We start from the raw sequence: 22,580 nt of genomic DNA, 5'->3' as shown, positions 1-22,580 counted from the left end.
GAACCGGGGCGCGGGGTCCGTGTGCGACCGCCGGCGGTGTGCGGCCGGCCGCGCCACGCGGCACAGCCGCGTGTGCGTACGGCCCCGCGTCCCTGAAGGCGTTCGAGCACCGAATCCCTGGCGCCCGCGCCCCGAAGAGGCGGGCTACATGATCGGGTCGGGCTCCCGGGCGAGGTCGGCGGCGCCGACCAGACCGGCCTTGTTGCCCAGCTGGGCGGCGATCACATCGGCGACCGGGCGCCAGTTGCCGCCGACGAGCCAGCGCTTGTACGACTTGCGGATCGGGTCCAGGACCAGCTCGCCCTCCTCGGAGAGGCCGCCGCCGACGATGAACGCGGACGGGTCGAAGAGCGAGGCGAGGTCGGCCAGACCGGCACCGGCCCAGCGGGCGAGCTCGCGGTAGGAGTCGACGGCGACCGGGTCGCCCTGGCGGGCGGCCATCGAGATGTGCTTGCCCTCGATGCCGTCGGGGGTGCCGTCCCCGAGCCCGAGCAGCAGCTCGGCGTTCTCGGGGGTGGCGTTGGCGCGCTGCTTGGCGTACCGCACGAGGGCGCGGCCGGAGGCGTACTGCTCCCAGCAGCCCTGCGAGCCGCAGCCGCACAGCAGGCCGTCCGGCACCATCCGGATGTGGCCGAACTCCGCGGCCACGCCGAAGTGGCCGCGGCGCAGCTTGTTGCCGATGATGATGCCGCCGCCGAGACCGGTGCCGAGCGTGATGCAGATGACGTTGCGGTGGCCCTTGCCCGCGCCGAACTTGTACTCGCCCCAGGCGGCGGCGTTGGCGTCGTTCTCCACCACGACGGGCAGGCCGGTGCGTGCCTCGACCTTTTCCTCGAGCGGTTCGTTGCGCCAGTCGATGTTGGGCGCGAAGTAGACCGTCGAGCGCTGCCGGTCGACGTATCCGGCGGCGCCGATTCCCACGCCGACGATCTCGTGCCCCGCGCGCGCGCCCTCCACCGCGGAGGCGATGGCGTCCACGATGCCCTCGGGCGTGCCCGGGGTCGGCACCTTGTGGGTCGAGAGGATGTTGCCTTCCTCGTCTACCACGCCGGCCGCGATCTTCGTGCCGCCGATGTCGACGCCGATGGTGAGTCCCATGAATCCCTCAGTTTCGGTCGAGCCCCGCTACGGCCAACCGTACCCGAGCGCAAGGTCAGTCCAAGTCGATGCGCCGGCCCGGTCCCGTGCCCTCGCCGGGGTCGCGGCCGGACTCGCCGAGGTCCTTGAGCTCGTCGCTGGCGCTGCCGGCGTCCGGGCCGGCCGTCCAGCGGCGCTCCTGGGCCTGGACCGCGGAGCGGTACGCGGCGAGCAGTTCGTGACCCGCCGCGGCGAGGTGGTCGAAGACGTCCGGGTTGCGCTCGATCACGGGTTCCACGGCGGCCCTGGCCTGCTGCACGACCTGCTGCACCATCTGCTGGGCGGCAGGCCCGCCCACCGCGCCCAGCAGCGGCGCCTGAAGTCCGGAAAGCTTGTCGGCGACGGTGTCGACGAGCCGGCGCAGCTCCTCGGCGGCCGAGCCGGGCGGCGGCCCGTGCCGGTCCCGGCGGCGGGCCTTCTCCGCCTCGAGGTCCTCGGCGCACGCGGTCGCCCACGCGTCGGCGTCACCCGTGGGGCGCGACTCGTCGGCCGGCTGCTCCTGAGCGGCGTCGGGGAGGGGGCGCTCTTCGCTCATGGCGGGCTCCTGACTACGTCTCGTCCCTACGACGTTACCCGAACGGGCGCAGCGGTTTCACGGCGTCCGCGGCCACAGCTCCGGGTCCGGCGTGAACCGGATGCGCAGCTCGTCCTCGCGCAGGCCCGCGCCCGCGACGGTGCACCGGCGCAGGGCGGACGGCAGCGGCAGCACACGGCGGAATCCCTCGGCGGTGACGACGACTTCGTCACCGCGCCGGACGAGGTCGAGGTTCTCGCGAACGGCGCCGGGGATCGGGAGATGCCAGACGAGCACGCCGTCCTCGGCGAGCCGGTCCTCGACGGCCCACTCGACCCTGGCGGGAGCCCTTCCGGCCGCGGGTACGGCGAGGGCGGTGAGGTCGTCGGTGCCGCGCGGGTCGTGCCCGAGGTGGGGCACGGGGCGCAGGTCGTGGGCGGTGCGCCAGTCGTCGAGGGCTTTGCGCTGCTGGGCGAGCGGCCCGGCGAGCCAGCCGTCGCACGCCTCCTCGGGGAGCACCCGGTTGGCGATCAGCGCGTCCGGGCGCAGGCCGCGCAGGGCCAGCCCGAGTACGGCGGTGCGGACGGCGTCGCCGCCGGCCGGGGAGGGCTCGGCGACGAGCCGTACCGTCGTGTCCCGGTCCGCGAGGACGGCCTCCACGGCGGCGAGTTCGAGGTCGCGGCGGGCCGCCGTCTCGTACAGCCACTCCGCGGGCATCGGCACGCCCGCCAGCCTGCCGAGGACGGGGCGCAGGGCGCGGGCGGCCTGCCGCTCCGGCGGGAGCAGGCGGCGCAGATAGCGGCGGAGTTCCTCGGGGAGGGAGAGCAGGGCAAGGGCCTGCGGGGTGGGCGGCAGGTCGACGACGAGCAGCTCGTGCGTGTCGGCGAGGGCGGCTTCACGCAGGGCGCGCAGGACCGCGAGTTCCTCGGCGCCGGGCAGCGGGGTGAACTCCTCGGGGTCGAGCGGAGCGGCACCGAGGAGGTCGAGAACGCCGGACGCGCGCTTCTGGAGCCGGGCGAGGTCGTCGCGGAAACCGGCGGCGGGGTCGGGGCGCCAGGCGGTGAGGCCGGGCGTGACCTCGGCGGGGGCCGGGCCGGTCACGGTCCCCAGCGCGGCCCCGAGGCTGTCGCCGCGGTCGGTGCCGAGGACGAGGGTGCGGACCCCCTCACGGGCGGCAGCGAGCGCGGTGGCCGCGGCGATGGTGGTACGGCCGCTGCCGCCGGGCCCGGTGATCAGGATGGTGCGCATGACGGTGAACCGTACCGGGCGTGGGCGGGACCGCCGCCGTGGCCGACGGCGTGGTGGGAAAGCTGCTCACCGGCCGGCGGCGTGGCGGGAAGGCTACTCGCCGGACTCCACGCGCTTCTTCAGGCCGGCCAGCGCGCGGTCGATGATCACCTTCTCCGCCTTGCGCTTGATCATCCCCAGCATCGGGATCTTGACGTCCACCGTCAGCTGGTAGGTCACCTCGGTGGTGCCCGGCCCGGCGGGCTTGAGCAGGTACGAACCGTCCAGGGACCGCAGCATCTGGGACCTCACCAGCGTCCAGGAGACCTCGTGCTCCCCGCTCCACGTGTAGGCCAGCGTCTGGTCGTCCTTGATCGCGCCGGCGTCCATGACCAGCCGGACCTGCTCGGCGCGGCCCTGGCCGTCGGTCTTCAGGACCTCCGCCTCCTTCACCTCACCGGTCCAGTCCGGGTAGCGGGCGAAGTCGGCGATCACCGCCATGACGTCGGCCGGAGCCGCCTCGATCCCGATGCTCGAGCTGGTGTGTTCCGCCATCGCCGTGGCTCCTCCGAATGCGGTCCGGCAAGAGGTGGTCGTGCGCACGTGTGTGCAGCGTGAAGGCTACCGCGCGGCGCACCCCCGCCGTCACCGCTACCTGCGCATACCGGCAGCCGGCCTCACCACTGCAGCACCCACGGGCGGCCGCTGCCCGCGAAGTGCCCCACGTTGACGCACTCGGTGGCCCCGATCCGCATCCGGTCCACGAGCGGCTGGTGGACGTGCCCGAAGAGGGAGTAGCGGGGCCGCGTGCGGCGGATGGCGTCGAGCAGCGCCCGGCTCCCCCGCTCGAAGCGCCGCGCCACCGTGTCGTAGACCAGCTCCGGCACCTCCGGCGGGATGTGCGTGCACAGCACGTCGACCTCGCCGACCGCCTCGATCTTCGCCGCGTACTCCTCGTCGCTGATCTCGTACGGCGTGCGCATGGGTGTGCGCAGCCCGCCGCCCACGAAGCCGAAGACCCGGCCGCCGATCTCCACGCGCTCGCCGTCCAGGACCGTCGTGCCCGGACCGGCGTACTCCGGCCACAGTGTCGGTATATCGACATTGCCGTAGGTGGCGTACGTCGGCGTCGGGAACGCGGCGAACATCTCGGCGTACTGCTTGCGCACCGCCCGCTCGATCACCGCCGCCCGGTCCTCCCCCACCCCGGCCCACAACCGCGCGCCCAGCGCACGCGCCTCCTCGAAACGGCGGGCGGTGCGCAGTGCCACGAGGCGGTCGGCGTTCTCCACGCCGAACAGGTCGGGGAAGATGCCGCGGGAGTGGTCGGCGTAGTCGAGGAAGAGGACGAGGTCCCCGAGGCAGACGAGCGCGTCCGCGCCGTCCCCGGCCCGCGCCAGGTCACGCGCGTTGCCGTGCACGTCGCTGACCACGTGGATACGCGTCCCGCGGTCGCCGGCTGGTGTGGGTGCCATGGCGATCAAGGGTAAGCGCGTGCGGCAAAGGTGAACAGTGGCGGCCGGACCTGCGATCACTCGCCAGTCGGGAAGCCCGTCGACTACATTGCGCGCAGGAGCACCGACAGGAACATCGTTGACGCACCAACTGTGTGACGCAGCGAACATCTCGACGGCCCCCCTGTCCGAGACGCCATACCGACGGGTAACGTCCGGGCAGTCCATTCGTGCTCAGGTTTTCAGCCAGCGGGATCCACCGGCTCCCGCCGGGTCCTGAGCACCCTGCCCGAGCCTTGGACCGGACCGTCGCATCACACAACGTCGTGGCGCCGGCGCCCTATGAGGAGCAGCAGTCTTGCGCGAGTTCAGCCTTCCGGCTTTGTACGAGGTCCCCTCGGACGGCAACCTGACGGACATCGTCCGCAGGAACGCCGCGCAGCATCCGGACGTCGCCGTGATCGCCCGCAAGGTGGGCAACGCCTGGCAGGACGTGACGGCCGTCGCCTTTCTCGACGAGGTCCGGGCCGCCGCCAAGGGCCTGATCGCCTCCGGCGTGCAGCCGGGCGACCGGGTCGGGCTGATGTCCCGCACCCGCTACGAGTGGACACTGCTGGACTTCGCGATCTGGAGCGCGGGCGCGGTCACCGTGCCGGTCTACGAGACCAGCTCGCCGGAGCAGGTGCAGTGGATCCTCAGCGACTCGGGCGCGACCGCCTGCGTCGTCGAGACGGCCGGGCACACGGCCGCCCTGGAGTCGGTGCGCGACGGGCTGCCCGAGCTCAAGCACGTCTGGCAGATCGAGGGCGGCGGCATCGACGAACTGGGCCGCCTGGGCAAGGACGTCAGCGACGCGACGGCCGAGGAGCGCGGCTCGCTGGCGAAGGCCGACGACCCCGCGACGATCGTGTACACCTCCGGCACCACCGGCCGCCCCAAGGGCTGTGTCCTCACCCACCGCAGCTTCTTCGCGGAGTGCGGCAACGTCGTCGAACGCCTGCGCCCCCTGTTCCGCACCGGCGAGTGCAGTGTGCTGCTCTTCCTGCCACTCGCGCACGTGTTCGGCCGCATGGTGCAGATCGCCCCGATGGTGGCGCCGATCAAGCTGGGCTGCGTCCCGGACATCAAGAACCTCACCGACGAACTGGCCGCGTTCCGGCCCACGTTGGTCCTCGGGGTGCCGCGCGTCTTCGAGAAGGTCTACAACGCGGCCCGCGCCAAGGCCCAGGCGGACGGCAAGGGCAAGATCTTCGACAAGGCCGCCGACACCGCCATCGCCTACAGCAAGGCCCTGGACACCCCCTCGGGCCCCACGATGGGCCTGCGGATCAAGCACAAGGTCTTCGACAAGCTCGTCTACGGCAAGCTGCGCGCGGTCCTCGGCGGCCGTGGCGAGTACGCCATCTCCGGCGGCGCCCCGCTCGGCGAGCGCCTCGGCCACTTCTTCCGCGGCATCGGCTTCACGGTCCTGGAGGGCTACGGCCTGACCGAGTCCTGTGCCGCCACGGCCTTCAACCCCTGGGACCGGCAGAAGATCGGCACGGTCGGCCAGCCGCTGCCGGGCTCGGTGGTGCGGATCGCGGACGACGGTGAGGTACTCCTGCACGGCGAGCACCTGTTCAAGGAGTACTGGAACAACCCGGGCGCCACCGAGGAGGCCCTCGCCGACGGCTGGTTCCACACCGGCGACATCGGCACCCTCGACGAGGACGGGTATCTCAGGATCACCGGCCGCAAGAAGGAGATCCTCGTCACCGCGGGCGGCAAGAACGTGGCGCCGGCCGTGATCGAGGACCGCATCCGGGCGCACGCGCTGATCGCGGAGTGCATGGTGGTCGGTGACGCGCGGCCGTTCGTGGGCGCGCTGATCACCCTCGACGAGGAGTTCCTGGGCCGCTGGGCGGCCGAGCACGGCAAGCCGGCCGGCTCCACGGCCGCGTCGCTGCGCGAGGACCCGGACCTGCTGGCGGCGATCCAGTCCGCCGTCGACGACGGCAACGCGGCGGTGTCCAAGGCGGAGTCGGTGCGCAGCTTCCGCATCCTGGACTCGCAGTTCACCGAGGACTCCGGTCACCTCACGCCCTCGCTGAAGCTGAAGCGGAACGCGGTGGCGAAGGACTTCGCGACCGAGATCGAGTCGATCTACCAGAAGTAGCGGGCGTGTGACGCACCCTCAGGGCGCGGGTCCCCGGTCGCCGGGACCCGCGCCGTGACGTGTCTACAGCAGTTCCTTCAGGCGCTCGGCGAGCAGGTCCCAGCGCCACTTCTCCTCGACCCAGGCGCGCCCCCGCTCCCCCATCCGGCGGCGCAGTCCGGCGTCGCCGAGGAGCGTGACGACCCGGTCGGCGGTGTCCTCCACCGAGCCACCTCGCACGACCCACCCCGTCTCCCCGTCGAGCACGGCGTCGGGCGCGCCCCCGGAGTCCCCGGCGACGACCGGGAGGCCGGTCGCGGACGCCTCCAGGTAGACGATGCCGAGCCCCTCGACGTCGAGCCCGCCGCGCCGGGTGCGGCACGGCATCGCGAAGACGTCACCGGCGCCGTAGTGGGCGGGCAGCTGCGACCAGGGCACGGATCCGGTGAAGACGACGGAGTCCTCGACGCGGGTCTCCCGCGCCAGCTTGCGCAACTCCCCCTCGTAGGGGCCGCCGCCGACGACCAGCAGCACGGCGTCCGGCTCCTCGGCCAGGATGCGCGGCATGGCGAGGATCAGCGTGTCCTGCCCCTTGCGGGGCACCAGCCGGGAGACGCACACGACGACGGGCCGGTCGGTGAGCCCGAGCCGGGCCCGCACCCGGTCGCCCCCGGAGCCGGGGTGGAAGGTCTTCTCGTCGACGCCGGGCGGCAGCTGGGTCATCCGCGCCGCCGCGTCCGGGGTGAGCGCCCCCGCGATCCGTGAGCGGGTGTACTCGCCGAGGTAGGTGAGGGTGTCGGTGGACTCACCGATCCGGCGCAACAGCTGCCGGGCGGCGGGTAGTTGGGCCCATCCGGCCTCGTGCCCGTGGGTGGTGGCGACCAGCCGCTCGGCACCCGCACGGCGCAGCGCCGGCGCCATCAGCCCGAGCGGTGCCGCGGCACCGAACCACACCGACGTGCACCCGTGCGCGCGCAGCAGCGCGACGGCCTGCCGGGTCGCGGCGGGCGTCGGCAGCAGCATGGTCGTCCGGTCGCGTACGACGGTGAAGGGCTGCTCGGCGTCGAAGGCGGCGGTGGCCTCGACGCCCTCGCGGCTCCGCTTCCACGTCGAGGCGTAGACGACGAACCGGCCGGGATCCAGCCGGAGCGCCATGTTGTGCAAAAACGCCTGGATGCCGCCGGGTCTGGGCGGGAAGTCGTTCGTCACGATCAAGGTCTTGCGCATCAGCGCCGACCCTACCGAACGTACGCTCGTGCCTCGCCACGGCCGCGCTGCACCGCTCGCGTGCGGGCGGCCGGGGGATCATGGCCCCGTCGGCCGGTGACGGCAGCGGGCCGGCGCGCCGGAGACCGCAGCGAGACGAAGAGGGGCGCAGGTGGACAGGACGTTCGCGACGCGATCCGTGACCGGACCCCTCGCGCTCTGGGTGCCGGCCCGGCTGCTGCTTCTCCTCCTCGTCCTCAAGGCGTACGTCCTGCCCGGCCCGGACGTCACCAGCGACGTCTGGGTGATCTACCAGGGCTGGTACGAGGTGCTGCGCACCGGGACGTTCCCGCTGGACGACGTCACCTGGCAGTACCCGCCCGCGGCCGCCCTCGCCATCCTCGCCCCGGCCGTGCTGTTCTTCCTCGACTACGCGCACGCGTTCTTCGTGCTCGTCCTCCTGGCCGACCTGGCGGTGCTCGCCCTGCTGCTGAAAGCGGGCCGGCGGCCCGGCCGGACGGTACGCGGCGCCTGGCTGTGGACGGTGGGCGTCCCGCTGCTCGGGCCGACGGTGTACGCGCGCTACGACGTGATGGTCACGGCCGTCGCGGTGGCAGCGCTGCTCGCGGGTGCCCGCCGCCCACGGCTCATGGGGGTGCTCGCCGGCTTCGGGGCGATGCTGAAGGTGTGGCCGGTGCTGCTGCTGATCGGTGCCGTGCGGCGCCGGACGTGGGCCGCGGCGGCGCTGACCGTGGGGCTGCTGGCCGCGCTGTTCGCCCTGGCCATGCCGGGCGCCTTCGCGTTCCTGACCTTCCAGCGGGACCGGGGCACCGAGGTCGAGTCGCTGGGCGCGCTGGTCTTCCAGGTGGCGCGGCACCACGGCTGGGAGGGGCAGGTGCTGCTCAACTACGGCTCGGTGGAGTTCCTCGGCCCGTACGTCGACGTGGTGAGCACCGGTGCCCTGGTGCTCAGCGGGATCGCCTTCGGCTGGCTGCTGCTGTGGCGGCTGACGGCCGCGCGGTCGCTGCCGCGGACACCGGCGGACGCAGCCTTCGTGGCCGTACTGATGTTCACGACCACCAGCCGGGTGATCAGCCCGCAGTACATGGTGTGGCTGGTCGGGCTCGCGGCCGTCTGCCTCTGCTTCCGCGGGACGGGGATGCGCCTGCCGGCCGCACTGGTGCTGGCGGCGTCCTTCGTGACGACGCTGGAGTTCCCGCTGTGGTTCTCGCACGTCGTCGCCGGCGACCTCCTCGGCGTCACCCTCCTGTTCGTCCGCAACGGCCTGCTGGTGCTGGCCACCCTCGTCGCGGCCCGCGAGCTGTGGCGCTCGACGGTGTCCCGGCGGCGGGAACCCCTCGCCGCACGGCACACCGGCGTCGAGCGGCTGGCCGGCCGCAGGGCGGGCAACCCGGACGCGGAGGGCGGATCCCTCGGCGGGGCCCGCCGTGCGCTCAGTTCCCGGGCTTCCCGAGAGGCTGGTTGAAGCGCAGCAGATTGCCGGCGGGGTCGCGGAAGGCGCAGTCGCGGACGCCGTAGGGCTGGTCCATCGGCTCCTGGAGCACCTCCGCGCCGGCGGCGCTGATGCGCTCGAAGGTGGCGTCGCAGTCCTCCGTCGTGAAGATGACGCCCCGCAGCAGGCCCTTGGCCATCAGCTCCGCCAACGCCTGTTTGTCGGCCGGCGAGGTGCTCGGGTCGGCGGCGGGCGGTTCCAGTACGAGGCTCATGTCCGGCTGCGCGGGCGACCCGACGGTCACCCAGCGCATGCCCTCGAAACCGACGTCGGCGCGCACCTCCAGGCCGAGCACGTCGCGGTAGAAGGCGATCGCCTTGTCGTGGTCGTCGACGGCGATGAAGCAGGTGGAAAGCGTGAGGTCCATGCGGTCGAGGCTACGGCCGGTCGACGCGGCCTGCTTCTGCGTTCCTGACGGGCCGGGTGTAGATCTTGGCGATGCAGGCCGGAATGGCGGCGCCGTCGTCGTGGGCGCGGGCACGGTAGCCGCTCGGTGTCTCCCCGACCAGCTCCGTGAAGCGGGAGCTGAACGACCCGAGCGACGTACAGCCGACCGCGAAGCACACCTCGGTCACCGTGAGGTCGCCGCGCCGCAGCAGCGCCTTGGCGCGTTCGACGCGGCGGGTCATGAGATAGCTGTACGGCGTCTCGCCGTAGGCGGCGCGGAAGCTGCGGGAGAAGTGCCCCGGTGACATCAGGGCCTCCCGTGCCAGCGCCGGGACGTCGAGTGGCTCGGCGTAGTCGCGGTCCATCCGGTCGCGGGCCCGCCGCAGCCGGACGAGGTCGTCGAGTTCCTGCCGTTTCACCCGACGAGTCTCCCACGGCGGCCCTCGTGCGTGGGGCCGCCGTGGGAGGGGGTCAGCCGCCGACGTAGGCCGCGAGGTGCTCACCGGTGAGGGTGGAGCGGGCGGCCACCAGTTCGGCCGGCGTGCCCTCGAAGACGATCTTGCCACCGTCGTGGCCGGCGCCGGGGCCGAGGTCGATGATCCAGTCGGCGTGCGCCATGACCGCCTGGTGGTGCTCGATGACGACGACCGACTTCCCGGACTCCACGAGCCGGTCGAGCAGGCCGAGCAGCTGCTCGACGTCGGCGAGGTGCAGGCCCGTGGTGGGCTCGTCGAGGACGTACACGCCGCCCTTGTCGGCCATGTGCGTGGCCAGCTTCAGGCGCTGCCGCTCGCCGCCGGACAGCGTGGTGAGCGGCTGGCCGAGGGTGAGGTAGCCCAGTCCTACGTCGGCGAGCCGGCCGAGGATCTTGTGGGCGGCGGGCGTGGCGGCCTCGCCGGAGCCGAAGAACTCCTCGGCCTCGGCCACCGGCATCGCGAGGACCTCGCTGATGTCGCACCCGCCGAGCTTGTACTCCAGCACCTGAGCCTGGAACCGCTTGCCGTCGCAGTCCTCGCAGGGGGTGGCCACACCGGCCATCATCGCCAGGTCGGTGTAGATGACGCCGGCGCCGTTGCAGGTGGGGCAGGCGCCCTCGGAGTTGGCGCTGAACAGGGCCGGCTTGACGCCGTTGGCCTTGGCGAACGCCTTGCGGATCGGGTCCAGCAGCCCGGTGTACGTCGCCGGGTTGCTGCGCCGGGAGCCGCGGATGGGGCTCTGGTCGACCGAGACCACGCCCTCGCGGGCCGGGATCGAGCCGTGGATGAGCGAGCTCTTGCCGGATCCGGCGACGCCGGTGACGACGCACAGCACCCCGAGCGGGATGTCGACGTCCACGTCCCGCAGGTTGTTCGCCGTGGCGCCGCGGATCTCCAGCGTGCCCTTCGGTGTCCGCACGGACTCCTTCAGGGACGCCCGGTCGTCGAGGTGGCGGCCGGTGACGGTGCCACTGGCCCGCAGGCCCTCGATGGTGCCCTCGAAGCAGACGGTGCCGCCCGCCGTGCCCGCCCCGGGGCCGAGGTCGACCACGTGGTCGGCGATCGCGATGGCCTCCGGCTTGTGCTCCACGACGAGCACCGTGTTGCCCTTGTCCCGCAGCCGCAGCAGCAGGTCGTTCATGCGCTGGATGTCGTGCGGGTGCAGCCCGACGGTGGGCTCGTCGAAGACGTAGGTGACGTCGGTGAGCGAGGAGCCGAGGTGGCGGATCATCTTGACGCGCTGTGCCTCACCGCCCGACAGCGAGCCGGACGGCCGGTTCAGCGAGAGGTAGCCGAGGCCGATCTCCACGAACGAGTCGAGGGTCTGCCGGAGTGCGGTCAGCAGCGGGGCAACCGAGGGCTCGTCGAGCGCGCGGACCCATGCGGCCAGGTCGCGGATCTCCATGGCGCAGGCGTCGGCGATGCTGATCTTGTTGATCTTCGACGACCGGGCACCCTCGCTGAGCCGGGTGCCGTCGCACTCGGGGCAGGTGGTGAAGGTGACGGCCCGCTCCACGAACGCCCGGATGTGCGGCTGCATCGCCTCCTTGTCCTTGGACAGGAACGACTTCTGGATCTTGGGGATCAGGCCCTCGTAGGTGAGGTTGACGCCGTTGACCTTCACCTTGGTCGGCTCGCCGTAGAGGAAGGCCTGCATCTCCTTCTCGGTGAACCTGCTGATCGGCTTGTCCGGGTCGAGGAAGCCGGACTGGGCGTACAGGCCCACGGTCCAGACGTTGTCCGACTTCCAGCCGGGGATGGTGAAGGCGCCTTCGGAGATCGACTTGGAGTCGTCGTAGAGCTGGGTGAGGTCGATGTCGGAGACCGTGCCGCGGCCCTCGCAGCGGGTGCACATGCCGCCGGTGCGCTCGAAGGTCGCCTTCTCGGCCTTGGTCCTGGCGCCGCGCTGCACGGTGATCGCGCCGCTCGCCCGGACCGAGGCGGTGTTGAAGGAGTACGCGCTGGGCGGACCGATGTGCGGCTCGCCGAGGCGGCTGAAGAGTATCCGCAGCATGGCGTTGGCGTCGGTGGCGGTGCCGACGGTGGAGCGCGGGTCGGCGCCCATCCGCTGCTGGTCGACGCTGATCACGGTGGTCAGCCCGTCGAGCACGTCCACCTCGGGCCGCGCCAGCGTCGGCATGAAGCCCTGCACGAAGGCGCTGTACGTCTCGTTGATCAGCCGCTGCGACTCGGCGGCGATGGTGTCGAACACCAGCGAGCTCTTGCCCGAGCCGGACACTCCGGTGAACACCGTCAGCCTGCGCTTGGGGATCTCGATGCTGACGTCCCTGAGGTTGTTCTCACGCGCGCCGTGCACACGGATCATGTCGTGGCTGTCGGCGGCGTGCGGCGCAGGCGACCGTGTGTTCTCTCTCGTGGGCATGCTCGTGTCTCCCTCTGTCGGGGCGGGCCGCCGTCGCGGGCTCCGCCGGCGTCGCCTGGCTCGATCCAACCAGCTTCGGTCGTCGTGTGGGACGCTGCTTCACCGGCCCGGACGTCCGCCCAGGTCACCGGCTCAGCCACGACCCTGGATCCGGATCAGGCTGCCCACCGGATCGCGGACGGCGCCGTCCCGGAAGCCGCACGGCTGCTCGGCGGGGCTCCTGGACGATCTCGGCGTCCCGGGCACGCAGCCGCGCGAAGACGGCGTGGAGGTCGGGCGCGGCGAGCAGGATCCCGGCGTAGGTGCCCTTGGCCGTCATCCCGACGACGGTGCGCTGTTCGTCCTCGGTGACGCCGTGGCCGGCGACCGGCGGCTCCGGCACGGGGGACGTGCCGGGCTGCCCGACCGGACCGACCGTGATCCATCGCTTCCCCTCGTGCCCGGCGTCGCCACGGACCCCGCAACCGAGCGCGCCCCGGTAGCAGGCCAGGGCGGCGCCGGGATCGTCGTGCGGGAGCAAGCTCGCCCGGATGGTTGTCTCCATGCCCGTCACGCTAGACGTGCCCCACCCGCCACCGCTTCTCGATTCCTGACCGGTTCCCGCATCCGCTGCGCCTCAGCCGAGCTCCGCGCGCAGATACTCCCGCCACAGGCGCGTGAACTCACGCGGTGAGGTCCCCAGGACGTCCGTCATGGCGGTGTCCGGGCCGCCGGCCCCCGCCGCCCGGTAGAACTCCCCGAGCCGTCCCTCGCCCCACCGCTGCGCGATCAGCCGGCAGGCCAGCCAGCCGCCCTCGTAGGCCTCGGCCAGTGCGGTCGGGTCGCCGGAGAAACCGAAGTCGGCGTTGTCCGGCAGTGCGGGCGGAACGTCCCCGGCGGCCACCGCGCGGGCCAGCTCCGGCGCGGCCTCGGCCGGGGCGGGGCCGCTGTCGCGGTAGCCGACCCAGTCGGCGTACCCCTCGGACAGCCACAGCGGGGTGCGGGTGCCGGTGTGGGCGCGGGTGGCGACATGGGTGGTCTCGTGGGTGAGGACCACCTGCCTGCCCTCGGCCGCCAGGGACCCGTACGCCTCGGGGTTGACGATGATCCGGTCGGCGGGCGCCCGTGGCGCTCCCGTCTCACCGGTCGTCACGGCGGCGATCCCCCGGTACGAGGAGGCGGGCGAGGCGAGGAGCCCGGCCATCGCCTGAAGCGACTCCGGTACGAGCACGACGACGTGACCGCTCCAGTCCGTGCCCCACGCCCGTGACACCGCGGGGACGGCCCGGTCGCCCAGGTCCGCGTAGGCCCTCAGCGTCCGCTGCGACTGCCCGGCCCCGAGCACCAGTGTGTGCGCGCCCCGGACGACGGTCACCGCGCCCCGGTCCCACAGCTGCTCGGGGGACCGCGGCGCGGGCCGGTCGGAGGTGACGGACCACCGGCCGTCCGTGCCCCGGGTCAGCTCCACGGTGCGCCTGGCCGTCACGGGCGCCTTGTCGAAGCCGTCGATCCGGTACCGCAGTTCGGCGTCGGCGGTGGCCCGGCCGGCGGTGCGGTGCAGCCCCGTGACCCGGTACGACCAGTCCGCCAGCGGCAGCGCCCGCACCGCGGCGAACCCGGCCGCCGACCCGGTCCGCCGGTACCCGCCCTCGTCACCGCCGAGGACGGCGGCCGCCCGCCGGTCGAGCAGCCGCTGCACGTCGTCCCGGGCGGTGTCGGCCACGGGCCCGCCGCCACAGCCGACCAGGGCGACGAGGAGCAGACAGAGCGCCACCACCGAGGAACCCGACGCCCGCCTTCGACCAGCCACGTCCCCGATCGTACGGGGGACCGGCGCCGCCCGGTCAGACCCTGGTGACGCCCGAGACCGGCATCATGCCGACGGGGTCGTAGCGCACCGGCGCGCCCGGGTAGGGGGCGTGGACGACCTGGCCGTCGCCCATGTACATGGCCACGTGGCTGGCGTCGGACCGATAGGTGATCAGGTCGCCGGGGCGGACCTCGGAGAGCGGCACCTGGCGCCCGGCCGCACGCTGGCCCTGCGAGGTGCGCGGCAGCGCGATCCCGGCCTGGGCGTACGACCACTGCATCAGGCCGGAGCAGTCGAAGCCGCTCGGGCCCGCCGCGCCCCAGACGTACGGCCTGCCGAGCGCGGCGCGGGCGGCGGCGACCGCGGCGGCGGAACGGCCCGAGGCCGGCGTGGCCTCCCCGAGTCCGGGCAGGTCGGAGCGGCCGGAGCGGGAGGCCCGGTCGTAGGCGGCGCGCTCCCCGTCCGGAAGGGCGTTCAGCAGCTCACGGGCCTTGGCGAGCTTCTGCTCGACGGTGCGCTTGTGGGAGGCGACGGCCTTGCGGCTCTTCTCCAGTTCGCCGAGCTTCCCGGCGGCCTCGGCGCGCTCCTGGGCGAGTTCGCGCATGGCCTCCTGGAGCTCCCTCAGCTGCCCGGCGTGGTGCAGGCTGATCCGGTCGAGGGCGGCGGCCTTGTCGAGGTAGTCGTCCGGGTCGTCGGAGAACAGCAGGGCCAGGGAGGGGTCGAGGCCGCCGGAGCGGTACTGGGCGCCGGCCAGCGAACCGAGCGCGTCCCGCATGGAGTTGATGCGCTCCTGCTGGCGGGCGGTCCGGTCCTGCGCCCGGCGTACCTGTCCGCGCAGCGCGTCGGCGCGCTCGTCGGCCTCGTTGTAGGCCTCGGTGGCCTTCTCGGCCTCCGCGTAGAGGCGGTCGACCTCGGCGCGGGTGTCGTCGTGCGGAACGGCCTGCGCCGGTACGGCGCCGAGAGCGGCCGCGGCGGCGGACAGTACGCCGACGGCGAGACGGGCCACGCAGGCGCCCCGGTCGAACCCGGACGGTGCAAGGCGGCGATGGGACCCCACGGGAAGCCGCGCTCCTTCCACTGGCGGACAGGAAGATCCCCCGGCCCCGGACGGCGGCCCGGTGGTGGGGGAAACGCGGCAGACAGTAGCCCCGCCGTGGGGCACCGGCCAAAGACCTCGGCGGGCACACAACGTGACACCCCGCCGCTGACGCAGGTCATCGGCGGGGTGTGGGGTCACAGCCCGTTCCCGTAATTCGCCCGAACGGGCGGCACGGTGTCCTGATCTTGAAGCGGCCCTACGGCTCTCAGATCCGGACGCCGAACTGGTACGGCATGTTGTTGATCGACTCGTAGCGGACCACCGTGCCGGAGCGCGGGGCGTGCAGCACCTGGCCGTTGCCCGCGTAGAAGCCGACGTGGTGCAGGTCGCCGTAGAAGATCACCAGGTCGCCGACCTGGAGGTCGCTCTGCGAGTAGATCCGGGTGCCGGCGTTGGCCTGCGCCTGCGAGGTGCGCGGGATCTGGATGCCGGCCTGGGCGAAGGCCCAGGAGGTGAGGCCCGAGCAGTCGAAGGAGGACGGGCCGGAGGCACCGTAGACGTAGGGCGAGCCGATCTTGCTCTGCGCGGCGCCGTAGGCCGAGGACGCGCGGCCGGTGGCGGGGGCGCTGGAGCCGCCGAGGACGGTGCGCTCGCTGGCGCGGCTGGCGCGCTCCTCCTCGGCCGCCAGGGCCGCCTTCTCGGCGGCGGTGAGGGAGTTGAGCAGCTTCTGCGCCTCGGCGAGCTTGCCCTGCACCTGGCTCTTCTTCTTGCCCAGCTCGGTGCGGGTGGCGGCGAGGTCCTTGAGCTTGTCCGAGGCCTCGGCGCGGTCCTGCGCGAGTTCGCGCTGCTTCTCCTGGATCTTCTTCAGCGCGTCGACCTGCTGGGCACTCAACTGGTCGAGCGTGGAGGCCTTGTCGAGGTAGTCGTCCGGGTCGGCCGAGAGGAACAGCTGCAGGGAGGGGTCGATGCCGCCCGAGCGGTACTGGGCGCTGGCCATCGAACCGAGGCCGTCGCGCAGCTCGTTGACCTCTTCCTGGCCCCGGGCGACGTTGTCCTGGATGGTGGAGATCTCCTTCTGGAGCTTCTCCTGCCTCTCCTTGGCGCCGTTGTACTTCTCGGTGGCCTGCTCGGCTTCCTCGTAGAGCTTGTCGACCTTGGCCTTCACCTCGTCCTTGCTCGGCTTCTCGCTCGGCGCGGCGTTGGCGGCCTGCGAGCTGAGGGCGACGGCAGCGGCGGCTGCGGTGGTCAGCACGGTCACACGGGTGCGACTCGGCTGCTTGGGTCGACGATGGGACGCCACGGGGGCAATCTCCTTCTTGTGAGTGATCACCCGATCGGAGGTTCGACGCCAGACCCTAGTGACCCAGCTGTGATCAGATCAAATCCTCACATGAAAAATCTCGGTGACCGAGCGCATCCTTTACCTACAACTCACGGGCGGTGATGCGCGTTGACGCTACGTTGCGTGACGGTCCCCTCAATTCGGGCATTCCCGGGGCACATTGCACGGTTGGGACTTAGGTTGCGCAAGGGGCGTGTGTCAGCTTCGCGAGAGCCGCTTCAGCAGCACCGCCGACGCCACCGGCCGCGCCCCCGCCCGGGCCACCCCGTCGGCCACCTCACGGTCGGTCGAGACGACGATGACCGGCCGCCCGGGCGGCTCGGCCCGCACCATCCGGCGGATCAACTCGTCGGCGGTGACACCCGGCTTGGAGAACAGCACCCGCACGCCGCGCGGCGGCGCCAGCAGTACCGGCGCGGCCAGCTCGGCACCGTCGAAGACACAGGTCACCTCGGCGCCGGACTGCGCGGCGAGCTGCGAGAGCTGCCCGAGGAGCCGCAGCCGCTGCTTCTCCAGGGGCATTTGGGGATAGCCGGTCTTGGTGACGTTGTAGCCGTCGACGACCAGATGGGCCTGCGGCAGCGCCAGGAGCTGGTCGAGGATGGCGGGGTCGTTGTCGGACAGCGCCCGTGCGGCGATGTCCTTCGGGGTCATTCGTCCCGGTTCGACCGCGTCCACGGTCTCCGCGGGGCGTACGGACACCGGTGGCAGCGCCAGTTCCCGGCGCAGGCCCTGCGCCGCGTCCAGCACGGTGTCGAGCAGCAGCCGCACGCGCATGTCCTCGACACTGCGGCCCTCGCGAGCGGCCCGCCGGGTCGCCTCCAGCGCGGCCTCGACCTCACCCAGCCGCGCCTTCAGCCGCCGCGTCTCGCTCTCGGCGGCGGACACCTGGGTGTGCCCCTCGGAGCGTACGGCCTCCATCTCGCTGTGCACCTTGCGCAGCGCCGCCTCGCCGCGCTTGACGTCGCTGAGTGCGGCGCGCAGCTTGCGGTGAAGCGATTCGGCTTCCTTGCGGGCGCCGTCCAGTTCGGTGCGCAGCCGCTCGGTCTCGGTGCGGGTGTGGTCACGAGCCGCGGCGAGTTCGGCGCGCAGCCGCTCCAGTTCGGCGCGGTTCTCCTCGTCGGCCCGCTCGGCGTCGGCCCGCTGGGCCTCCTCGCCGGCGGCGGCGACCAGTTTGACCCATCCGACGGGGCGCAGCACATAGGCGGCGGCCGCCACGTCCAGCGGGTCCGCGGCCGGCGGCGGCGATCCGGAGGCGAGGGCACCGGCCAGCTCGGGCTGGGTCTCGCGGAACTTCTCGCCGATACGCTGCCGGAACAGCGGGTCGGTCTCCAGCGCCGCGGCCATCGCGTTACCGGCGAACTTGGCCCGGCGATTCGGGGCGAACCGGGCGTACTGCCGTAGCTGTGCGGGCAGTTCGGCCATGGTCAGCCCACCGAAGCCGTCGGAGACGATCTGCACGACCTTCCGGCGCACTCCTTCGGGCAGGGGGCGGTCGAGCACCTCAGCGGCGCCGTCGCCCGGCCCCCCGCCTGCGGTCTCCACCATCCGTCACCCCATTACCCCTTCGGGGCCGCTCCCTGTCAGGAGCCGGCGCCCGGCCTGTCCACCAGTTCCACCTGATCCACGGCGTTGCACCACCGGCACCGCACCGACTCGATGGTCTCACTGACCACCTCACGCTCCTCGACCTTCGGCTCACCGGCGAGGTCGAGGTGGACGTACTCGACGACCTTCGAGGAGCGCGTCACGTCGAAGCGCGTCAGATTGCCGCAGAGGGTGCAGCGCCACCGTGTGGTGTCCGTCGGCAGGGGAACCGTCATCGTGGCTGTTCGCTTTCCTTCTAGTTTCGGTGATGCGTAGCTTGCGTGATGCGCCAGTTTCCCTGGAGCGTGTGGCTCGTAACCCTACGGCCTGGCGGGTCCTCGATGCCCGCCCCTCCCGGGCGGCGAGGCGGTCTGTGCGGTTGCGTCCGCTTACGTCATGCTCTGTGTCCATGATCAGCTTCTGGAGCACGCTGGGCCGCCGGGCGGGCCGCCCCCGGCAGGCGCCGGTGATGTACGCACTGATCGCCCTGTGCTGCCTGATCTTCCTGATCGGCCCTGCCTCGGGCCTCAATCCGGTGTACGGCCTCGGCGAGGACCTGCTCGCCGCGCAGCGGGAGTACTTCCGCCACTGGGGGGTGGTGCCCGCAGAACTGTTCGAGGGTTCCCCCCGGGCCGTCCTCACCCCGGCGACAGGCCTCTTCGTGCACGGCAGCTGGGTGCATCTGCTCGGCAACATGCTCTTCCTCTACGTCTTCGGCGTGATGACCGAGGAGCGGATGGGCCGCGTCGAGTTCACCCTCTTCTACCTCGGCTGCGGCTACCTCGCGCTGCTGGGGTACGCGGTGGCCAACGCCGACTCCGGGCAGTCCCTGGTCGGCGCGTCGGGGGCGATCTCGGCGGTGCTCGGCGCCTTCCTGTTCCTCTTCCCCCGCGCCCGGGTGACCAGCCTTCTGCCGTTCCTGTTCTTCCTGCCGCTGCGCTTCCCGGCCTGGGTGGTGCTGCCCTTCTGGGTGGCGCTGCAGTGGCTGGCGGCGGGCCAGGCGTCCAGCGGGCCTGGGGTGGCCTATCTGGCCCACCTGGTCGGTTTCGGCCTGGGCTTCGCCTACGCGTGGGCGCGTTTCGGAAGAAGGAGGAGCACCGGGCGCGGCCTCGGAACGGCGGTGGTGGGCGACGGGCGGGCGACTAGAGTGAAGCCCGCCCCAGCTCCGGCCCCCGAGGGAGAGAACCAGCCGTGATCACCGCGATCGTCCTCATCAAGACCAGCGTGGACCGGATTCCCGAGATCGCCGAGCAGATCGCCGCGCTGGACTCCGTCAGCGAGGTCTTCTCCGTCACCGGCACCTACGACCTGATCGCCATGGTCCGGGTGAAGCAGCACGAGAACCTCGCCGACGTCATTCCCGGCAGCATCAGCAAGATCCCCGGCGTGGAGGCGACGGACACGCACGTGGCGTTCCGGACGTACTCCCAGCACGACCTGGAGGCGGCGTTCGCGATCGGCCTGGACAACTAGGACCGGCGCCCCGCCGCCTCGGCGGTCCACACCGTCAGGCACCGAGCCGTGCCGCACCCAACACGACGTCCAGGTGCGCCCGGCCTCCCTGCCGGCGCCGGCGGCCGCCGGGGCGCGACGGTGGATCACACGGCGGGGACGCACCGCCCGTCCACCGTGCGGTAGTCCCACTTCGCGCCGTCGCGGACCAGTTCCCGCACCGCCGCGACGAACCGCTCGACATGCTCGTCCGGCGTTCCCGCCCCGAAGCTCACCCGGATGGCGTTGAGCGACTTCTCGCCGGGAGCCGCGTCGGGGGCGCCGCACTCGCCCTGCGTCTGCGGATCGCCGCCGAGCAGGGTGCGCACCAGGGGGTGGGCGCAGAAGAGCCCGTCGCGGACGCCGATGCCGTACTCGGCCGACAGGGCGGCGGCGAAGTGCGAGCTGTTCCAGCCGTCGACGACGAAGGAGAGCACGCCGACGCGGGGGGCGTCGTCGCCGAACAGCGACAGGATCCGGACCTCGCGTACCCCGGCGAGGCCGTCCCGGACCTTCTGGATCAGGTACTGCTCCCGGGCGACGAGGGCGTCGTGGCCGGCCTCGGTGAGTGCCTTGCAGGCCGACGCGACGGCGTAGGCGCCGATGACGTTCGGGGAGCCCGCCTCGTGCCGGGCGGCGCTGTCGTGCCACTCGACGTCGACCCCGCCGTCGGCCCGCCGGGCGACCTTGCGGCTGGCGCCGCCGCCCGCGAGGTACGGCTCGGCCGCGCGCAGCCAGTCGGCACGGCCGGCGAGGACACCGGAGCCGAACGGGGCGTACAGCTTGTGCCCGGAGAAGACGACCCAGTCGACGTCCAGGTCCTTGACCGACACCGGGTGGTGCGGGGCCAGCTGGGCGGCGTCCAGCACGATCCGCGCGCCGTGCGCGTGCGCGGCCGCGGCGAGCTCCGCTACGGGCCACAGCTCGCCGGTGACGTTGGACGCGCCGGTGACGCAGACCAGGGCCGGGCCGTGGGGGTCGCGCCCGGCCAGCGCGCGCTCCAGGGCCGTCACGGCCTGCTGCGGGGTGCGCGGGGCGTCGAGGCAGGTGACGTGGGCGCCCCGCCAGGGCAGCAGGGAGGCGTGGTGCTCGGTCTCGAAGACGAAGACCTGGCAGCCGGCGGGCAGAGCCGTGGCGAGCAGGTTGAGCGAGTCGGTGGTGGACCGGGTGAAGACCACCTGGTCGTCATCGCGGCAGCCGAGGAAGTCCGCGACGGTGCTGCGGGCGTTCTCGAACAGGTCGGTGGACAGCTGGGAGAGGTAGCCGGCACCCCGGTGGACGCTGCCGTAGTAGGGCGCGTACGCCGCCACGTCGTCCCAGACGCGCTGGAGGGCGGGGGCGCTGGCCGCGTAGTCGAGAGCCGCGTAGGTGACCTCGCCACCGGTGACGAGGGGGACGGTGACGTCCCGGCCCAGAACGGGCAGCGGGGCACGGACGGATTGGTCGGCGGCAACGGTGGAGACGGACATGGGTGTACTCCCGTGAGGCAGGCGGAGACCACCGCGCGAGCGGCACGCTCGAGCGCGGGGACGGAGAGGAAAGGGGATGCGGAGGCGGGGCTCTGCGGCCCTAGCGCATTCGCTTGCTCACGGAAGGCTCCCTCGAACGACCAGGACCCCTGGTGACGCGAGGGGTCCGCGCTTGTCGCAGGCCCTGCTGCCTGCGACCTGGTCCTCACCCGGGGCACCCCGCCACGGACGGAGGGTTGCCGGACAGCCGGCCGGGGCCTTTCAGCTGTCACTCATGACCTGGTACAGCATCTTGCCACATGATCTTCGGCTCGCAAGGCGCGGTCCAGGATCCGGACCGCGCCCCGCGTCAGGTCATGCGGTGTCAGGCGTTGCTCGCCGCCACCCAGCGGTCGAGCACCCGCTTGGCCGCGCCCGAGTCGATCGCCTCCGCGGCCTTCGCCGCCCCGGCACGGATCTGCTCGGCCAGCGGCCCCTCGCCCGGCGCAAGCGCCACCAGCGCGGCCGCCGAGTTCAGCAGCACCGCGTCCCGTACGGGACCCGGCTCGCCGTCCAGCAGGCGGCGGGCGACCTCGGCGTTGTACGAGGCGTCCGCGCCGCGCAGCGCCTCCACCGGCACCAGGTCGATGCCGGCCTCGCGCGGGTCGAAGGCCTCCTCGGTCACCTTGCCGTCGCGGACCACCCACACCCGGGACGTCGAGGTGGTCGTCAGCTCGTCGAGGCCGTCGTCGCCGCGGAAGACCAGCGAGGAGTTGCCGCGCTCGGCGAAGACACCCGCGACGATCGGAGCCATCCGGGGGTCGGCGACGCCCACCGCCTGCGCCCTGACCTTAGCCGGGTTCGTCAGCGGGCCCAGGAAGTTGAACGTCGTCCGGATACCCAACTGCCCGCGCGCGGCCGCCACATGACGCAGCGCCGGGTGGAACTTCACCGCGAAGCAGAAAGTGATCCCCGCCTCCTCGGCGACCTCGGCGACCCGCCCGGGCGTCAGTTGCAGGTTGACGCCCAGCTTCTCCAGCACGTCGGACGCCCCGGAGGCTGAGGACGCCGCCCGGTTGCCGTGCTTGACGACCTTCGCGCCGGTGCCGGCGACGACGATCGCGGACATGGTCGAGATGTTCACCGTCCTCGCCCCGTCGCCGCCGGTCCCGACGATGTCGACCGTCTCCCCCGGCACCTCGATGACGTTCGCGTGCTCGTACATCGTCCGCACGAGTCCGCTGATCTCCTCGACGGTCTCGCCCTTGGCCCGCAGCGCCACCGCGAATCCGGCGATCTGCGCGTCCGTGGCCTCGCCCCGCATGATCAGGTCCATCGCCCAGGCGGTGTCGTCCGCGCCGAGGTCACGGCCCTCCAGCAGGCCGTTCAGCAGGGCGGGCCAGGAGCGGCCCGCCGCGGTGTCGCCTCCAGCGGGGGTCACAGCGCTCATCAG

20 protein-coding genes, 1 pseudogene and 1 riboswitch are annotated in these 22,580 nt (G+C 72.5%); of the genes and pseudogenes, 4 read left to right on the top strand and 17 right to left on the bottom strand.

The window, feature by feature from the left end; genetic code table 11:
• Positions 1 to 144: 144 nt before the first annotated feature.
• The 5 genes from ACGF8A_RS14360 to ACGF8A_RS14340 form a co-directional block, all read right to left on the bottom strand.
• Positions 145 to 1,098, bottom strand: a complete 954-nt coding sequence (locus tag ACGF8A_RS14360; RefSeq protein WP_393107808.1) for an ROK family glucokinase — start codon at positions 1,096 to 1,098, stop codon at positions 145 to 147.
• A gap of 55 nt (positions 1,099 to 1,153) precedes the next feature.
• Positions 1,154 to 1,672: a DUF5304 domain-containing protein gene (locus tag ACGF8A_RS14355; protein WP_393107806.1), complete on the bottom strand. Its 519-nt coding sequence runs from the start codon at positions 1,670 to 1,672 to the stop codon at positions 1,154 to 1,156.
• 57 nt (positions 1,673 to 1,729) lie between these two features.
• A complete protein-coding gene (locus ACGF8A_RS14350; protein WP_393107804.1) occupies positions 1,730 to 2,899 on the bottom strand; it encodes an ArsA family ATPase in 1,170 nt (389 codons plus the stop codon).
• Positions 2,900 to 2,992: 93 nt separating this feature from the next.
• The gene (locus ACGF8A_RS14345; protein WP_393107802.1) at positions 2,993 to 3,433 is read right to left on the bottom strand and encodes an SRPBCC family protein; all 441 of its coding nucleotides are present in this window, start codon (positions 3,431 to 3,433) and stop codon (positions 2,993 to 2,995) included.
• Between the two features lie 122 nt (positions 3,434 to 3,555).
• A complete protein-coding gene (locus ACGF8A_RS14340) occupies positions 3,556 to 4,353 on the bottom strand; it encodes a metallophosphoesterase (protein ID WP_393107800.1) in 798 nt (265 codons plus the stop codon).
• A gap of 337 nt (positions 4,354 to 4,690) precedes the next feature.
• Here ACGF8A_RS14340 and ACGF8A_RS14335 point away from each other — a divergent pair, with 337 nt between their 5' ends.
• Positions 4,691 to 6,487: an AMP-dependent synthetase/ligase gene (locus ACGF8A_RS14335; protein ID WP_393107798.1), complete on the top strand. Its 1,797-nt coding sequence runs from the start codon at positions 4,691 to 4,693 to the stop codon at positions 6,485 to 6,487.
• Between the two features lie 63 nt (positions 6,488 to 6,550).
• On the opposite strand, the gene ACGF8A_RS14330 is transcribed toward ACGF8A_RS14335, so the two are convergent.
• Positions 6,551 to 7,693 (bottom strand): glycosyltransferase family 4 protein, encoded by a 1,143-nt coding sequence (locus tag ACGF8A_RS14330; RefSeq protein ID WP_393107796.1) that lies wholly within the window; start codon positions 7,691 to 7,693, stop codon positions 6,551 to 6,553.
• A gap of 151 nt (positions 7,694 to 7,844) precedes the next feature.
• On the opposite strand from ACGF8A_RS14330, the gene ACGF8A_RS14325 reads away from it, so the two are divergent.
• Complete coding sequence (locus ACGF8A_RS14325; RefSeq protein ID WP_393107794.1) at positions 7,845 to 9,158, top strand: glycosyltransferase 87 family protein; 1,314 nt, start codon at positions 7,845 to 7,847, stop codon at positions 9,156 to 9,158.
• On the opposite strand, the gene ACGF8A_RS14320 is transcribed toward ACGF8A_RS14325, so the two are convergent.
• From ACGF8A_RS14320 to ACGF8A_RS14280, 9 genes and pseudogenes are all read right to left on the bottom strand, one after another.
• On the bottom strand, positions 9,127 to 9,552 hold the full coding sequence (locus tag ACGF8A_RS14320) for a VOC family protein (protein WP_393107792.1): 426 nt from the start codon (positions 9,550 to 9,552) through the stop codon (positions 9,127 to 9,129). The genes ACGF8A_RS14325 and ACGF8A_RS14320 overlap by 32 nt on opposite strands.
• Positions 9,553 to 9,562: 10 nt before the next feature.
• Positions 9,563 to 9,937: a helix-turn-helix transcriptional regulator gene (locus ACGF8A_RS14315; RefSeq protein ID WP_393108074.1), complete on the bottom strand. Its 375-nt coding sequence runs from the start codon at positions 9,935 to 9,937 to the stop codon at positions 9,563 to 9,565.
• A 106-nt stretch (positions 9,938 to 10,043) separates the two neighbouring features.
• Positions 10,044 to 12,431: an ATP-binding cassette domain-containing protein gene (locus ACGF8A_RS14310; protein ID WP_393107790.1), complete on the bottom strand. Its 2,388-nt coding sequence runs from the start codon at positions 12,429 to 12,431 to the stop codon at positions 10,044 to 10,046.
• A 132-nt stretch (positions 12,432 to 12,563) separates the two neighbouring features.
• Positions 12,564 to 12,975, bottom strand: a pseudogene (locus tag ACGF8A_RS14305) (VOC family protein).
• Between the two features lie 72 nt (positions 12,976 to 13,047).
• Positions 13,048 to 14,220, bottom strand: coding sequence for a hypothetical protein (locus tag ACGF8A_RS14300; protein WP_393107788.1), 1,173 nt, complete (start codon positions 14,218 to 14,220; stop codon positions 13,048 to 13,050).
• A gap of 34 nt (positions 14,221 to 14,254) precedes the next feature.
• Complete coding sequence (locus ACGF8A_RS14295; protein ID WP_393107786.1) at positions 14,255 to 15,277, bottom strand: NlpC/P60 family protein; 1,023 nt, start codon at positions 15,275 to 15,277, stop codon at positions 14,255 to 14,257.
• Between the two features lie 247 nt (positions 15,278 to 15,524).
• Entirely contained in the window at positions 15,525 to 16,559 is a 1,035-nt protein-coding gene (locus ACGF8A_RS14290) for an NlpC/P60 family protein (RefSeq protein WP_393107784.1), read from the bottom strand.
• Positions 16,560 to 16,799: 240 nt separating this feature from the next.
• Positions 16,800 to 18,149: an NYN domain-containing protein gene (locus ACGF8A_RS14285; RefSeq protein WP_393107782.1), complete on the bottom strand. Its 1,350-nt coding sequence runs from the start codon at positions 18,147 to 18,149 to the stop codon at positions 16,800 to 16,802.
• Positions 18,150 to 18,184: 35 nt separating this feature from the next.
• Positions 18,185 to 18,424 (bottom strand): hypothetical protein, encoded by a 240-nt coding sequence (locus tag ACGF8A_RS14280; RefSeq protein WP_030679496.1) that lies wholly within the window; start codon positions 18,422 to 18,424, stop codon positions 18,185 to 18,187.
• 173 nt (positions 18,425 to 18,597) lie between these two features.
• Between ACGF8A_RS14280 and ACGF8A_RS14275 the strand changes: the two genes are divergently transcribed.
• Positions 18,598 to 19,383, top strand: a complete 786-nt coding sequence (locus ACGF8A_RS14275) for a rhomboid family intramembrane serine protease (RefSeq protein ID WP_393107779.1) — start codon at positions 18,598 to 18,600, stop codon at positions 19,381 to 19,383.
• Complete coding sequence (locus ACGF8A_RS14270; protein WP_393107777.1) at positions 19,380 to 19,661, top strand: Lrp/AsnC family transcriptional regulator; 282 nt, start codon at positions 19,380 to 19,382, stop codon at positions 19,659 to 19,661. The genes ACGF8A_RS14275 and ACGF8A_RS14270 overlap by 4 nt, the downstream gene beginning before the upstream one ends.
• A gap of 125 nt (positions 19,662 to 19,786) precedes the next feature.
• On the opposite strand, the gene ACGF8A_RS14265 is transcribed toward ACGF8A_RS14270, so the two are convergent.
• Entirely contained in the window at positions 19,787 to 21,148 is a 1,362-nt protein-coding gene (locus ACGF8A_RS14265; protein ID WP_393107775.1) for an aminotransferase class V-fold PLP-dependent enzyme, read from the bottom strand.
• Between the two features lie 163 nt (positions 21,149 to 21,311).
• A riboswitch (SAM riboswitch) is annotated at positions 21,312 to 21,428 on the bottom strand.
• Between the two features lie 84 nt (positions 21,429 to 21,512).
• Positions 21,513 to 22,577: an anthranilate phosphoribosyltransferase gene (gene trpD / locus ACGF8A_RS14260; RefSeq protein ID WP_393107773.1), complete on the bottom strand. Its 1,065-nt coding sequence runs from the start codon at positions 22,575 to 22,577 to the stop codon at positions 21,513 to 21,515.
• Positions 22,578 to 22,580 lie beyond the last annotated feature (3 nt).

The sequence above is a fragment of the Streptomyces sp. NPDC047706 genome (assembly GCF_043204795.1).
GTDB lineage: Bacteria > Actinomycetota > Actinomycetes > Streptomycetales > Streptomycetaceae > Streptomyces.
Note: the sequence above shows the minus strand (reverse complement) of the source record. Positions and strands in the feature narration are given on the sequence as shown.

What these genes read in the sequence shown, in the direction of transcription:
- ACGF8A_RS14310 (WP_393107790.1), bottom strand. Translation starts at nt 12,431, where the DNA reads ATGCCCACGAGAGAGAACACACGGTCGCCTGCGCCGCACGCCGCCGAC.
- ACGF8A_RS14350 (WP_393107804.1), bottom strand. Translation starts at nt 2,899, where the DNA reads ATGCGCACCATCCTGATCACCGGGCCCGGCGGCAGCGGCCGTACCACC.
- ACGF8A_RS14265 (WP_393107775.1), bottom strand. Translation starts at nt 21,148, where the DNA reads ATGTCCGTCTCCACCGTTGCCGCCGACCAATCCGTCCGTGCCCCGCTG.
- ACGF8A_RS14285 (WP_393107782.1), bottom strand. Translation starts at nt 18,149, where the DNA reads ATGGTGGAGACCGCAGGCGGGGGGCCGGGCGACGGCGCCGCTGAGGTG.
- ACGF8A_RS14330 (WP_393107796.1), bottom strand. Translation starts at nt 7,693, where the DNA reads ATGCGCAAGACCTTGATCGTGACGAACGACTTCCCGCCCAGACCCGGC.
- ACGF8A_RS14275 (WP_393107779.1), top strand. Translation starts at nt 18,598, where the DNA reads ATGATCAGCTTCTGGAGCACGCTGGGCCGCCGGGCGGGCCGCCCCCGG.
- trpD (WP_393107773.1), bottom strand. Translation starts at nt 22,577, where the DNA reads ATGAGCGCTGTGACCCCCGCTGGAGGCGACACCGCGGCGGGCCGCTCC.
- ACGF8A_RS14320 (WP_393107792.1), bottom strand. Translation starts at nt 9,552, where the DNA reads ATGGACCTCACGCTTTCCACCTGCTTCATCGCCGTCGACGACCACGAC.
- ACGF8A_RS14315 (WP_393108074.1), bottom strand. Translation starts at nt 9,937, where the DNA reads ATGGACCGCGACTACGCCGAGCCACTCGACGTCCCGGCGCTGGCACGG.
- ACGF8A_RS14340 (WP_393107800.1), bottom strand. Translation starts at nt 4,353, where the DNA reads ATGGCACCCACACCAGCCGGCGACCGCGGGACGCGTATCCACGTGGTC.
- ACGF8A_RS14345 (WP_393107802.1), bottom strand. Translation starts at nt 3,433, where the DNA reads ATGGCGGAACACACCAGCTCGAGCATCGGGATCGAGGCGGCTCCGGCC.
- ACGF8A_RS14280 (WP_030679496.1), bottom strand. Translation starts at nt 18,424, where the DNA reads ATGACGGTTCCCCTGCCGACGGACACCACACGGTGGCGCTGCACCCTC.
- ACGF8A_RS14355 (WP_393107806.1), bottom strand. Translation starts at nt 1,672, where the DNA reads ATGAGCGAAGAGCGCCCCCTCCCCGACGCCGCTCAGGAGCAGCCGGCC.
- ACGF8A_RS14360 (WP_393107808.1), bottom strand. Translation starts at nt 1,098, where the DNA reads ATGGGACTCACCATCGGCGTCGACATCGGCGGCACGAAGATCGCGGCC.